Here is a 13,706-nt window from a genome sequence, read left to right as displayed (position 1 = left end):
GAGCCATAAGTGATGCTGAGGCTGGTGAAATACCAAAAAAAGTAGCTGTAACTTGCATGATTTTTCCTTTCACATGTATATTTTAAGTAGATGTTTAAAAGGGTTCCAATCTACAAACAATAAGCTAATAAAGGTGATTTATATAATGAGGAGGATTATTCATGTCTATTGCTTCCGATACAATTACGGAAAAAAGCGGCTACAAGCTTCATGTGGTCCAGACGGATAAATATAAAACGAATACTCTCGTGCTGAAGATGAAGGCCCCGTTGACAAAAGAGGACGTTACATATCGTGCATTACTGCCATATGTGTTACAAAGCAATACAAGTAAATACCCTACAACACCCGAGCTTCAATCTTATCTTGATGATTTATATGGAGCAGGGTTTTATGTCGATGTTGCTAAAAAAGGAGAATATCAAATCATAAGTTTTACGATCGATATCGTCAATGAAAAGTTCCTTAGTGATTCCACCCCGCTTCTCGAAAAGGCTTTTGGGTTATTATCAGAAGTGATCTTTAATCCGAAGAAGAACGGCGAAGCCTTTGACTCTAAAACGGTTTCCAATGAAATCCGTTCTTTAAAACAGCGGATTCAATCCATTTCCGATGACAAGATGCGATACTCAGCTACACGCCTTGTAGAGGAAATGTGCAAAAACGAACCATATGCTCTAGAAGCGAGCGGCAATCTTCAAGACTTGGAAACGATAACTCCGGAATCCCTTTACGCCTATTATAAAAAAGTGCTGACGGAGGATGAAATCGATTTATATGTAATCGGTGACATCGATGAATCGGAAGTGGAGGCTTTAGCTGACAAGTATGTATCGTTGCAAGAACGAGTGCCTGTAAGACTGCAGAGGAAGCCGGGCAAGGTAGTGGAGAAGGAAAAAGAAATCATCGAAAATTCGGATGTGAAACAAGGTAAATTGAATATCGGTTATCGAACCCAAGTTGCATACGGTGATCCGGATTATTATGCTCTTCAGCTATTCAATGGGATTTTTGGTGGCTTTTCACATTCGAAACTTTTCATTAATGTCAGGGAGAAAGCCAGCCTTGCTTATTATGCAGCTTCAAGGCTCGAAAGTCATAAAGGACTTTTAATGGTCATGGCGGGCATTGAGAATGCCAACTACAAGCAGGCATTGGATATCATCCATGCACAAATGAAGGAAATGAAGCAAGGGAACTTTTCCGAAGAGGAACTGGCACAGACAAAGGCGGTCGTTAAGAACCAACTCCTTGAAACCATTGACGTTTCGAGAGGTCTTGTGGAAATTTTATATCATAATGTGGTTTCCGGGCAGGATATATCGCTCGACGATTGGTTTGCAAAAACAGAGCGGACGACAAAGGAAGAAATCATTGCAGTCGGTCAAAAAATTCAGCTTGATACGATTTATTTCCTAACGGAAGCGGAGGTGCAAGGGTAATGGAAAAAATAGCATTCACTCAATTGAAAGAAGAACTTTTCCATGAAAAAATGGATAATGGTCTAGAAGTATATATACTTCCGAAAAGTGGGTTCAATAAATCATTTGCGACTTTCACGACTAATTATGGTTCAATTGACAACCATTTTAAACCATTGAATGGAACGGAATTCTCTAAAGTACCTGATGGGATCGCCCATTTCCTTGAACATAAGCTATTTGAAAAGGAAGATGGTGATGTTTTTCAGCAATTTTCAAAGCAGGGAGCATCCGCAAATGCTTTTACTTCTTTTACCCGTACAGCCTATTTATTTTCCAGTACGTCCGATTTCGATAGGAATCTAACTACCTTAATTGACTTTGTCCAGGAACCTTACTTTTCGGAAAAGACGGTAGAGAAGGAAAAAGGAATCATTGGGCAGGAAATCAATATGTATGATGATAATTCAGACTGGCGATTATATTTCGGGACGATAGCCAATATGTATCATCAACACCCAGTGAAAATCGATATTGCCGGAACTGTGGAATCGATTGCGGATATTACGAAGGATATGCTTTACGAATGTTATAATACTTTTTACCATCCTAGCAACATGCTCCTATTCGTTGTAGGACCGGTAGATGTCGAAAGCACCATGAAACTGATTAGGGATAATCAAAATAATAAAGGGTACAACGAACAACCTGCAGTGGAACGTAAATTTGACGAAGAGCCGGAAGTCGTTGCCAAGGATAAGGAAGTCTTAAGAATGAATGTCCAGACACCAAAAGTGATGCTGGGCATCAAGGCCATCAATGTGCACCAATCCGGTTTACAGCTCTTGAAAAGGGAATTGGCGACCAATATATATTTGGAAATGCTATTTGGCAAGAGTTCACCTTTGCATGAGGAGCTATATGAGGAAGGGTTGATCGATCAAACCTTCTCTTATGATTATACACAGGAACAAGGTTTTGGGTTTGCGTTAATTGGCGGGGACAGTGCCAAACCTGATGAGTTGAGGGAGTCTTTATTTGGTATCCTGCAAAAATCAAAAGCCGGAACTGGCCTGAATGAAGAAAGCCTGCAAAGGACAATCAAGAAAAAAATCGGTTCTTTCCTTCGCTCCCTGAATTCGCCGGAATATATAGCGAATCAATTCACCAGATATGCATTCAATGATATGAACTTGTTCGATGTTGTATCGGTATTGGAAAAACTAACGATTGAAGATATCAGGGAGGTCGCCAAGGACTTAATATCCGATCAACGGATGACTGTCTGCCAGGTACTTCCTAAATAATATAAAGGGGGCGGGAATGTGGGGAAACGTTTTGCCCTTATTACTGGAGCCAGCGGAGGAATAGGCAGGGAAATAGCTATAAAGCTCGCCGAGGAGAATTACTCACTTTATTTACATTATAACAGCAATGAAGAAGCGATACTTGAACTGATTGAAGAGCTGAAGCCTCATCAAGTCGAACTTATTCCGGTTCAAGCGGATTTGGCTGCAGCGGATGGATACAAGAAATTGGCGGAAAATATTTTTGCCCTCCATGCAATCGTCCTTAATAGTGGCAATAGCTATTATGGGCTTATATCGGACATGGATGAGACAATCGTTAATGAAATGGTCCAGCTGCATGTAACGAGCCCATTCCATTTAACAAAGGAACTGCTTCCAAAGCTCATGTACCAAGAACAGGCTGCCATCGTTGCGGTCACATCGATTTGGGGGCAGACAGGTGCATCTTGTGAAGTGTTATATTCTATGGTCAAGGGCAGTCAAAATGCTTTTATCAAGGCGCTTAGCAAAGAGGTATCGCTCAATGGAATCCGGGTGAATGCCGTTGCCCCCGGTGCGATTTCCACTTCCATGCTCGAATCATTCAGTGCGGAAGACCTGGAAATCATCAAAGGCGATATTCCGATGGGCAGGATGGGGCATTCCAAAGAAGTCGCAGAGGCCGTATACTATTTGCTTTCCGACAAGTCGTCATATATAACTGGGCAAATCTTAGGCGTAAATGGCGGATGGTACACATGATTTTTTTTAGACATGTATAATTTTCTCGGTTCCTTCACAAAATATCTATGTACTATTTTGAAGGAAAGGGTGACCATTCATGTCTGTACTGGACAATTGGGATCAATGGAAAAATTTCTTAGGCGACAGATTAAATCAAGGTGAACAACAAGGTTTGTCAGAAAGTGCTGTTAACAACTTGGCTTTCGAAATCGGTGATTACCTGGCTAATCAGGTTGAGCCCCAGAATGATCAAGAAAAAGTGCTTGCTGATCTTTGGTCGGTCGCAAACGATCAAGAAAAGCATGCCATGGCAAGCGTCATGGTCAGGTTAGTCGAGAACAATGGAACGAAGTAAAATATCAATCCAAAAGGCCCTGTTATTAAATAACAGGGCCTTTTGGATTGAAGTGGATGTCTATTTATCCCCTTATATAAAAATGAATATTTTTCTAGGGTTTTTCCTTTTAACTTATCACGAAATGCTATATTATAGAAGCTAGACAATTACTATTAAAGTGTTCAGACCTTGAAATTTCCGATGGATGAGTTTTTTGCCCCTGAGAGGGTAAAGACTTTTAGGCTTAAGGAGTGTTATCGTGGATAATAAAGAATGGTATTTTGAATATGAAATTCAAGTCAACCGTCCTGGTTTATTAGGGGATATATCATCCCTTCTGGGTATGCTTTCCATTAATATCATCACCATCAACGGGGTCGATGAAGGCAGGCGGGGGTTACTTTTGTTGGCGAAAGACAGCCGTAATATAGAAAGGTTCGAGTCAATCCTCCGTACGATGGATACGATAAAGGTCATTAAGCTTAGGGAACCTAAATTGCGTGATCGCCTGGCAGTCAGGCATGGACGTTATATTCAGCGCGATGCTGATGAGAAAAACACTTTTAGGTTTGTTCGTGATGAACTAGGCTTGCTTGTCGATTTCCTGGCCGAGCTATTTAAACAGGAAGGTCATAAATTGATTGGGATACGAGGGATGCCACGTGTCGGGAAAACGGAATCTATCGTAGCCTCGAGTGTATGTGCTAATAAGCGATGGTTGTTTGTGTCATCGACCCTTTTAAAGCAGACTATCCGCAGTCAGCTAATTGAGGATGAATATAATAATGATAATTTGTTCATTTTAGATGGGATTGTTTCAACTCGCCGTGCAAATGAGCGTCATTGGCAGTTGATTCGCGAAATTATGAGGCTTGATGCTGTCAAAGTAATCGAACATCCGGATGTTTTTGTCCAAAATACGGAGTATACTCTTGAAGACTTTGATTATATTATTGAATTGCGAAACAATCCTGAAGAAGAAATAACATATGAAGTTGTCGACCAAAAAGACCAGTTTTCGGGGTCGGATTTTGGTTCCTTTGACTTTTAAAATGGCAGGTGTTTTATTTGACTGAGTTAGGTATTCGATTAAAGGAAGCTAGGGAAGCCAAAGGTCTTAGCTTGGATGATTTGCAGGAATTAACTAAGATTCAAAAGCGTTACCTCATTGGCATTGAAGAGGGAAATTACAGCATGATGCCTGGGAAGTTCTATGTACGGGCATTCATAAAGCAATATTGTGAAGCGGTCGGACTGGATTCAGAAGAGATTTTCGAACAATATAAGAGTGAGATACCATCGGTCTATAGCGAGGAATTGCCAGAACAGCTTTCAAGGGTCCAATCCCGGAAAACCATACCGGCAGGAAATTCAAAAGTTGTAGAAATGTTACCGAAGATTTTGGCTGCCGTTTTAGTCATTGGTGTGGCCGTATTGATTTGGGTGCTTGTATTGCATTATATGAGTAATCCGGATAACGATGGCAAAAAGGACCCAAAACAGAGCGATGCCGTGGGATACAATAAAAGTGAAGAGTTTAACAAAGAAGAAGAGAATGCAGACCAAAAACAGAATGAAGAAAAATCAGATTCATCTGATAAGAAGAATGAAGATGATGCAGTTGTCAAGGATGAAAAGAAAGAGCAAAACCTTGCCGTCACCAGTTCCAGCGGTAAAAATAGTACGTATGAATTAAAAAATACCGATACCTTTAAATTAAAGGTGACCTCCAAAGGCTCACCATGGGTAGGCATAAAAAATGGTGAAGGTAAGTTACTTTTCCAGGGCACTATCGACAAGGACAAGAGCCAGGAAATTGATTTCACCAATGAGAAAGAAGCTGTCATCAATATAGGCAGGGCATATGAAACTGAGATTTATGTGAATGATGAGAAGCTGGAGTATTCCATTTCACCGACTGAAGTGAATACGCAATTGGTTACGATACAATTTACGAAAGCCGAATAGTCATCTTATAGATGACTATTTTTGCTCTATATATACAATAGTAAGGCTGCAGTAAATGGTTTACCCGGCATATAAGATTGGATTTTGAGATAAGTTATACATATAAGCATTATTTTAGTCTAAGACGCATTGCCCAAATGGCACGCGTAAATTTTGGAGGTAAAAGTTTTGAATCTGCCTAATAAGATTACAGTAGCAAGAATCTGTTTAATACCAGTATTTTTAATCATCATGCTCGTTCCTTTTTCATGGGGGACACTAACTTGGGGAGAATACAGTTTGCCAGTGGCGCATCTGGCTGGAGCCATCCTCTTTATTATCGCTTCCACTACGGATTGGATCGATGGCCATTTTGCCAGAAAGTATAATATGATTACTGATTTAGGGAAATTTTTAGATCCATTGGCTGATAAACTTCTGGTTTCGGCTGCCTTAATCGTTTTGGTTGATCTAGATTTAATGTACGGTCAATCTTGGATTGCCATCGTGATCATAAGTCGTGAGTTTGCGGTCACCGGATTACGTTTGGTGTTAGCGGGTACGGGGGAAGTGGTTGCAGCGAACCAGCTTGGAAAAATTAAAACATGGGCACAAATTGTTTCTATATCGGCTTTATTGCTGCATAACCTTCCATTTGCCCTCATTTCACTTCCTTTTGCTAATATCGCATTATGGATTGCATTAATCTTTACAATCTGGTCAGGTTTGGATTATTTTATAAAAAACAAAGAAGTATTTGTTAATTCAAAGTAAAACGAATGGTGGTTTTGAAAAGATGGATGCAGAAATCATTGCAGTGGGCTCAGAGCTTCTTTTAGGGCAAATCAATAACACTAATGGAAGATTCTTATCGCAGCAGTTTGCGGAAATGGGGATCAACGTTTTTTACCATACTGTGGTCGGGGATAACGACCGCCGTTTACAACAAGCTATAGAAATCGCTGAATCAAGGGCAAATTTGATTGTCTTTACCGGTGGACTTGGTCCAACCAAAGATGATTTAACGAAAGAAACGATTGCTCGCCATATAGGGAAAAAGCTCGTTTTTAATGATGAAGCATTGCAATCCATTGAAGCCTACTTCCAAAAAAGGGAACGTCCGATGACGGAAAACAACAAAAAGCAGGCCCTCGTCTTAGAAGGCAGTGAAGTGTTGGCAAACGATCATGGGATGGCACCGGGAATGGTCTTGTCCAAATCTGGGATTACATATATGCTTCTACCTGGGCCGCCAAGTGAAATGGAGCCGATGTTTTTAAGTTATGGTTATGAAAAGATCATGAATAAATTGGAAAAGCATGAACGGATCGATTCCAAGGTTCTTCGGTTCTACGGTATAGGTGAAGCCGAACTGGAAACGGTGATTGAAGATCTCCTTGTCAATCAAACGAATCCGACAATTGCCCCGCTGGCAGCCGAAGGGGAAGTGACGTTAAGGATCACCGCTAAAGACTCATCTAAAGAAAAATGCGAAGAGCTTATTTTGGAAGCGGAAAAAGAAATTCTTAGCAGGGTCGGCAAGTTCCATTATGGAAGTGATAATACTTCGCTAATAAAGGAACTTGTAAAAGAATTAACGATCCGCAAGCTTTCAATTGCGGCAGCTGAAAGCTTGACCGGAGGGATGTTCCAAGAACAGCTGACAACCATCCCAGGCGCCGGTAAAGTTTTCAAAGGCGGAATTGTCTGCTATACGAATGATGCGAAGGCTAATGTCCTCGGCGTCAGTGATGATACCATATCCGAGTATGGAGTGGTCAGCGGTGAGTGTGCTATGGAAATGGCCTCTAATGTCCGGAACAAGCTCGATGCGGATGTAGGCATAAGCTTTACGGGCGTTGCAGGGCCGGATGAACAAGAAGGCAAGCCTGTAGGTACAGTATTTATTGGCATTTCCTATCGGGATGGAAACACTCATTTCAAGGAGTTGAATCTTTCAGGAAGCAGGGCACAAAACCGTATTCGGAGTGTGAAATACGGCTGTCATTACCTATTAAGGGATTTATAAACGCTATAAGCAGAGCTTTTTACAGCTCTGCTTTTTATTTGGTTTTAGAAGTTTGTTTCTTGAAAAATAGGGAAAAAAGAAAAAAGTTAATTCAATGAAATTGTTTTTTTTAGGGAGTAAGTGAAACGAAATGGAGATTTCCTTTAGATAAAACGCTTTTTCACAAAGAATATCCCGAAAGAAAAAAACGAATGAATGTTCGACTTTTTGCTTGGCAAAATAGTAAAAAGAGTATATAGTAAAGATAGGTTTTGAGACAGGGTACAAACCTTGATCTCAAATAATTGCTAACGTAAGTACACCTTTAATCGGACAGCCGATTATTTGAATATAGAGGAGGAAATTGAGTGAGTGATCGTCAAGCGGCTTTAGATATGGCGTTAAAACAAATTGAAAAACAATTTGGTAAAGGTTCTATTATGAAACTTGGGGAACAGTCTGATCGTAGGATTTCAACGATTTCAAGCGGTTCATTAGCATTGGACGTAGCATTGGGAGTGGGAGGATATCCAAGAGGCCGGGTCATTGAGATATATGGACCTGAAAGCTCCGGTAAAACGACTGTTGCATTACATGCTATTGCAGAGGTACAAAAGACTGGCGGCACGGCTGCATTCATTGATGCCGAGCATGCTTTAGATCCAGCATATTCAGAAAAACTTGGTGTGAATATCGATGAGTTACTGCTTTCACAGCCTGATACGGGTGAACAAGCCTTAGAGATCGCTGAAGCGTTAGTTCGAAGTGGAGCGGTGGATATCATTGTCATTGACTCGGTGGCAGCACTTGTTCCTAAAGCTGAAATCGAAGGCGAAATGGGAGATTCCCATATGGGTCTTCAAGCCCGGATGATGTCTCAGGCACTTAGAAAACTGTCTGGTTCCATTAATAAATCAAATACCATTGCCATTTTCATTAACCAAGTCCGTGAAAAAATCGGTGTTATGTTTGGGAATCCGGAAACGACTCCTGGTGGCCGGGCATTGAAGTTCTATTCAACTGTTCGTCTGGAAGTGCGCCGTGCGGAACAATTAAAACAAGGTAATGAAATCGTCGGTAATAAAACGAAAATCAAAGTTGTAAAAAACAAGGTTGCCCCACCATTCCGTCAAGCAGAAGTTGACATCATGTATGGTCAAGGGATTTCACAGGAAGGTGAAATCATCGATATGGGTGCTGATCTTGATATCGTCCTTAAAAGCGGCTCGTGGTATTCATACAATGAAGAGCGTGTCGGACAAGGTCGCGAAAATGCGAAGCTGTTCTTGAAAGAAAATCAGGATATCGCTCAGGAAATTTCTCGGAAAATCAGAGATCACTATAATCTCGATGGAGAGCATGAATTACCGCCAGAAGAAAATGAACCAGAAGAGCATTTTGAACTGCTTGATTAATGATATTTGGAAAAGGCCTAAGCTTGTTTGCTTAGGCCTTTTCTGTATATTTTGAGAAAAGTGCGAAATTTCCAGCGGATTAATGGGCATCGAAATCAGATTTACAGACTTCTTCCATAATGAATGCTGTAGATTATGATGGTTATTATCAAGAAAACTTGAATAATCATTGATACAAAGGGACAAACGCTTGACAATAAAAATTCTCAACTATACAATTAATATGTATATTTTACAATTTTTCAAACTAAAATTTTGAAAATTAAGTGCTGTATATTGAATTTATGTGCAATGTACTTGCCGACAGTTCAACATTTTATGTAAAAAGTTCATAGCAAGGGGAGGTGAAACGATGGAACCCATGACAATCATCTTCACTTTGCTTGGCCTAATCGTCGGTGCAGTTGTTGGTTATTTTATTCACAAATCAAAATTTGAGAGTAGAATAGCAGGGGCAAAGGGCTCTGCAGAACACATCCTTGAGGATGCAAAACGTGAAGCGGAAGCACTTAAGAAAGAAGCCTTGTTGGAAGCAAAAGATGAAATTCATAAAGTTCGTGCCGATTCGGATCGGGAAGCCCGTGAAAGAAGGAACGAATTACAAAAACAAGAAAATCGGTTATTGCAAAGAGAAGAGAATCTGGACCGCAAGGATGAAACGTTAGACAAACGTGAGAGCCTTTTGGAGAAAAAAGAAGATTCTCTAAACCAAAGACAACAGCATATTGAAGAGATGGAAAGCAAAGTGGACGAGACGGTTCGTAAGCAGCAAACAGAGCTTGAACGTGTTTCCGGTTTAACTCGTGAAGAAGCTAAAGCAATCATTATCGACCGAATGGAAAACGAGCTGGCTCACGATGTAGCGCTTATGATTAAAGAAAGTGATACCCGTGCCAAAGAAGAAGCTGATAAAAAAGCAAAAGAAGTCCTTTCTCTTGCCATTCAGCGTTGTGCGGCTGATCATGTTGCAGAAACCACCGTTTCTGTAGTAAATCTTCCAAACGATGAAATGAAAGGACGTATAATCGGACGTGAAGGACGAAATATCCGGACGTTAGAAACGCTAACAGGTATTGACCTTATTATTGATGATACTCCTGAAGCTGTCATTTTATCCGGATTCGATCCAATTAGACGGGAAACGGCACGCTTGGCTCTTGAGAAACTTGTTCAGGACGGACGGATCCATCCGGCTCGCATTGAAGAAATGGTTGACAAAGCAAGACGTGAGGTAGATGAACATATTCGTGAAATTGGTGAACAAACAACTTTTGAAGTTGGTGTTCACGGTCTCCATCCAGATCTCATCAAAATACTAGGACGTTTGAAGTTCCGTACCAGTTATGGGCAAAACGTACTTAAACATTCAATTGAGGTGGCCCAGCTTTCAGGTTTACTGGCCGCTGAGCTTGGTGAGGATGAAGTTCTTGCCCGTCGTGCAGGTTTATTGCATGATATTGGGAAAGCGATTGATCATGAAGTGGAAGGCAGTCATGTTGAAATTGGCGTTGAATTAGCAACCAAATATAAAGAGCATCCAACTGTCATTAACAGCATCGCTTCACATCATGGCGATACGGAGCCAACTTCCATCATATCAGTGCTTGTGGCTGCCGCTGATGCATTATCAGCTGCAAGACCGGGAGCTAGAAGTGAAACGCTTGAAAATTACATTAGAAGACTTGAAAAACTTGAGGAAATTTCTGAATCCTATGATGGAGTGGAGAAATCTTTTGCGATTCAAGCCGGACGAGAAGTGCGGATTCTAGTGAAACCAGAACAAATCGATGATCTTTCTGCACATCGACTCGCACGTGAAATCCGGAAAAGGATTGAAGAAGAGCTCGATTACCCAGGTCATATAAAAGTCACGGTCATCCGTGAAACAAGAGCAGTCGAATACGCCAAATAATTGTAAATGAAGGACGAAGTGGTGCAAACCACTTCGTTTTTTCTATTTCCGTTAGTAGTCGTTAGGCGTAATTCCTATAATTACCCCAAATTATGTTACAATACATACTTGAATAATTCATATAATTAGGTGAATCTAGAAAGGATTTTACAATGAAATTGCTATTTATTGGAGATGTAGTGGGGTCTCCTGGTCGTGACATGATCCAAGAATACCTTCCTAAGTTAAAAGAAAAGTATCGTCCGCATATCACGGTCATCAATGGCGAGAATGCAGCAAGTGGCCGGGGAATTACAGAAAAGATTTACCGCAGTTTTTTAGAGTGGGGAGCGCAGGCGGTGACCATGGGAAACCATACATGGGATAATCGGGATATTTTCAACTTTATTGATGAAGCGAAATATCTTGTCCGTCCAGCTAACTTTCCAGACGGGGCACCTGGAGAAGGAATGAAATTTTTAAAATTGAACGATCATGAAATAGCAATCATCAATTTGCAAGCGAGAACGTTCATGCCTGATTTGGATTGCCCGTTCAAAAAGGCAGAAGAACTCGTGGCGGAGGCTCGAAAAAAGACACCGATCATCTTTGTCGATTTTCATGGAGAAGCTACAAGTGAAAAGCAAGCTATGGGGTGGTTCCTGGATGGGAAAGTTACAGCCGTTGTCGGTACACACACGCACGTCCAGACAGCAGATAACCGTATATTACCTGCAGGCACCGCTTACATATCAGATGTAGGCATGACAGGACCATATGATGGCATTCTTGGTATGGAAAGAGGGGCAGTCATCCATCGGTTCCTAACCAGCCTTCCTGTTCGTTTCGAAGTGCCTAAAGAGGGGCGGACCCTATTAAGTGGGGTTCTCCTTGAAATTGATGATAAAACCGGTAAGGCAATAAAAATAGAAAGGATACTGATTAACGAAGATCATCCATTCTATCAATGATTCAAACGGATGGACAGTCAAACTGTCCATCCGTTTTTCCATTCATTAATAAATGGTGGACAATCCAGGTTTTCTTTGTCATACAAGTTTTACTTGATGAATATAGTAGCAGTGGAAAGTGTTATAACTATTGAGCCAAGTTAGAATCGGCAGGGAAAACAAGGAGGACTAGGAATGGAAATATTAAAAGTTTCAGCAAAATCTAATCCTAATTCTGTAGCAGGCGCACTAGCGGGAGTGCTCAGGGAAAGAGGAGCAGCCGAAATTCAAGCAATCGGTGCAGGTGCGTTAAATCAAGCCGTCAAGGCAGTAGCAATCGCGAGAGGGTTTGTCGCACCTAGTGGAGTCGACTTGATTTGTATTCCTGCCTTTACAGATATACTTATTGATGGCGAAGAGAGAACGGCAATAAAACTAATCATTGAACCAAGATAATTTCATGTTTGGGTGCCCTGTTTGTCGGAAGGCGAGCAGGCTCTTTTTTGTCCTGAAATCCAAATGACGAAAAATCCATGTCCCTTTATAATGGAATGTATAATCTTAAAAAAAAACAGGAAGGAGAATTACATTGGCGATTTTTGATGCACATTGTGATGTGCTGATGAAAATGTTCATCGATCCGGATATTACTTTTACGAATAGTGATAAATTGCATATAACAAAGCGGGGATTATTGGATGAAGGGGGAAAGGTCCAATGTTTTGCAATATATATTCCTGAAAAAGTCCACCCTGATATGAGGTTTCAAGCGGCTTTGGCGATGGTGGATATTTTTCATGAAAAGATATTATCAGAGCCGGAAATGAAATTTATAAAGACCAAGGCAGACATTCAATCTTTAAAAGAAAAGGAAATAGGTGCAATGCTAACTTTGGAAGGGTGCGATTGCATTGGGAATGATTTGTTGAAACTGAAAACACTTATTCATCTTGGAGTTTCCTCCATAGGTCTAACTTGGAATTACGCTAATTTGGTTGCGGATGGGGCATTAGAAACAAGAGGGGGCGGCTTGACAGGGTTTGGAACAGATGTGGTGGCACTATTGAATGAGAAGTCAATTTGGTGTGATTTATCCCATTTATCTGAAGCTGGATTTTGGGACACCCTAAAGTTGGCGGAATTCCCAATTGCCTCCCATTCGAATGCTTATCATCTTTGTCCGCATCCACGAAATTTAAAGGACGGGCAGATAAAAGCCCTTTTGCAGAAAAGTGGGGTGATCGGCGTAACCTTTGTCCCGCAATTTCTTTCAAAAGGCGGTTCGGCTACGATAAAGGATATCTTGAAACATATAGAACATATATGCAGTTTAGGAGGGGAAAGACAAATTGGATTAGGGTCGGACTTCGATGGAATCGATCATATGGTAGAAAATTTAATGTCTTATAAGGATTATCATAACTTAATCAATGAACTGAACAGGCTTTATTCCAGTGAGTTTGTAAAAGGACTCCTTTTTGATAATTTTACCCGTAATTTTCCGCAAGAAAAGGTAATATCTTAAATGATTTTTAATTCTTACTATATAGATATGAATTAATATTCTGAAAATATAAATAATAAAAGCAAAAAGGTTGCAATTTAATGATTTAACCGATAGAATTGAAAGCGTTTAGTACACCTTTCCTAAAATAGAACGATTAATTATACATAGTTGAATGTTCTGAAGAGAGGTGCGGTTAA

13 protein-coding genes are annotated in these 13,706 nt (G+C 40.6%); all 13 read left to right on the top strand.

All coding sequences use genetic code 11. From position 1 onward, the window contains the following. Positions 1-161: 161 nt before the first annotated feature. Positions 162-1,442, top strand: a complete 1,281-nt coding sequence (yfmF, locus tag ACFRAK_RS04935; protein ID WP_260284297.1) for an EF-P 5-aminopentanol modification-associated protein YfmF — start codon at positions 162-164, stop codon at positions 1,440-1,442. After that, positions 1,442-2,728 carry an EF-P 5-aminopentanol modification-associated protein YfmH gene (gene yfmH, locus ACFRAK_RS04930; protein ID WP_260284298.1) on the top strand — a complete coding sequence of 429 codons (1,287 nt, stop codon included), beginning with the start codon at positions 1,442-1,444 and terminating at the stop codon, positions 2,726-2,728. Before yfmF ends, yfmH begins: the two co-directional genes overlap by 1 nt. Positions 2,729-2,746: 18 nt before the next feature. Then, on the top strand, positions 2,747-3,472 hold the full coding sequence (gene ymfI / locus ACFRAK_RS04925; RefSeq protein WP_387600001.1) for an elongation factor P 5-aminopentanone reductase: 726 nt from the start codon (positions 2,747-2,749) through the stop codon (positions 3,470-3,472). 79 nt (positions 3,473-3,551) lie between these two features. Then, positions 3,552-3,809, top strand: a complete 258-nt coding sequence (locus ACFRAK_RS04920; protein WP_192204079.1) for a DUF3243 domain-containing protein — start codon at positions 3,552-3,554, stop codon at positions 3,807-3,809. A 241-nt stretch (positions 3,810-4,050) separates the two neighbouring features. Beyond that, a complete protein-coding gene (locus ACFRAK_RS04915) occupies positions 4,051-4,842 on the top strand; it encodes a DUF3388 domain-containing protein (RefSeq protein ID WP_034313530.1) in 792 nt (263 codons plus the stop codon). A 17-nt stretch (positions 4,843-4,859) separates the two neighbouring features. Further along, the gene (locus ACFRAK_RS04910) at positions 4,860-5,759 is read left to right on the top strand and encodes a RodZ domain-containing protein (protein ID WP_483878282.1); all 900 of its coding nucleotides are present in this window, start codon (positions 4,860-4,862) and stop codon (positions 5,757-5,759) included. Between the two features lie 168 nt (positions 5,760-5,927). Next, entirely contained in the window at positions 5,928-6,512 is a 585-nt protein-coding gene (gene pgsA / locus ACFRAK_RS04905) for a CDP-diacylglycerol--glycerol-3-phosphate 3-phosphatidyltransferase (RefSeq protein ID WP_034313524.1), read from the top strand. Positions 6,513-6,534: 22 nt separating this feature from the next. After that, on the top strand, positions 6,535-7,767 hold the full coding sequence (locus tag ACFRAK_RS04900) for a competence/damage-inducible protein A (RefSeq protein WP_394571378.1): 1,233 nt from the start codon (positions 6,535-6,537) through the stop codon (positions 7,765-7,767). A gap of 347 nt (positions 7,768-8,114) precedes the next feature. After that, a complete protein-coding gene (gene recA / locus ACFRAK_RS04895) occupies positions 8,115-9,161 on the top strand; it encodes a recombinase RecA (RefSeq protein ID WP_387600013.1) in 1,047 nt (348 codons plus the stop codon). A 352-nt stretch (positions 9,162-9,513) separates the two neighbouring features. Continuing rightward, positions 9,514-11,073 (top strand): ribonuclease Y, encoded by a 1,560-nt coding sequence (rny, locus tag ACFRAK_RS04890; protein ID WP_387600015.1) that lies wholly within the window; start codon positions 9,514-9,516, stop codon positions 11,071-11,073. 152 nt (positions 11,074-11,225) lie between these two features. Then, positions 11,226-12,023 (top strand): TIGR00282 family metallophosphoesterase, encoded by a 798-nt coding sequence (locus ACFRAK_RS04885; protein WP_260284303.1) that lies wholly within the window; start codon positions 11,226-11,228, stop codon positions 12,021-12,023. A gap of 174 nt (positions 12,024-12,197) precedes the next feature. Continuing rightward, positions 12,198-12,458 (top strand): stage V sporulation protein SpoVS, encoded by a 261-nt coding sequence (gene spoVS / locus ACFRAK_RS04880; RefSeq protein WP_029281188.1) that lies wholly within the window; start codon positions 12,198-12,200, stop codon positions 12,456-12,458. Between the two features lie 133 nt (positions 12,459-12,591). Further along, positions 12,592-13,527 (top strand): dipeptidase, encoded by a 936-nt coding sequence (locus ACFRAK_RS04875; protein WP_387705258.1) that lies wholly within the window; start codon positions 12,592-12,594, stop codon positions 13,525-13,527. The last annotated feature ends 179 nt before the right edge of the window (positions 13,528-13,706 follow it).

Source organism: Peribacillus sp. NPDC056705, assembly GCF_043656335.1.
Note: the sequence above shows the minus strand (reverse complement) of the source record. Positions and strands in the feature narration are given on the sequence as shown.

Bases quoted from the DNA above. Each gene is read 5' to 3' on its own strand.
- ACFRAK_RS04885 (WP_260284303.1), top strand. From the start codon at position 11,226: ATGAAATTGCTATTTATTGGAGATGTAGTGGGGTCTCCTGGTCGTGAC.
- yfmF (WP_260284297.1), top strand. From the start codon at position 162: ATGTCTATTGCTTCCGATACAATTACGGAAAAAAGCGGCTACAAGCTT.
- ACFRAK_RS04900 (WP_394571378.1), top strand. From the start codon at position 6,535: ATGGATGCAGAAATCATTGCAGTGGGCTCAGAGCTTCTTTTAGGGCAA.
- spoVS (WP_029281188.1), top strand. From the start codon at position 12,198: ATGGAAATATTAAAAGTTTCAGCAAAATCTAATCCTAATTCTGTAGCA.
- yfmH (WP_260284298.1), top strand. From the start codon at position 1,442: ATGGAAAAAATAGCATTCACTCAATTGAAAGAAGAACTTTTCCATGAA.
- rny (WP_387600015.1), top strand. From the start codon at position 9,514: ATGGAACCCATGACAATCATCTTCACTTTGCTTGGCCTAATCGTCGGT.
- ACFRAK_RS04920 (WP_192204079.1), top strand. From the start codon at position 3,552: ATGTCTGTACTGGACAATTGGGATCAATGGAAAAATTTCTTAGGCGAC.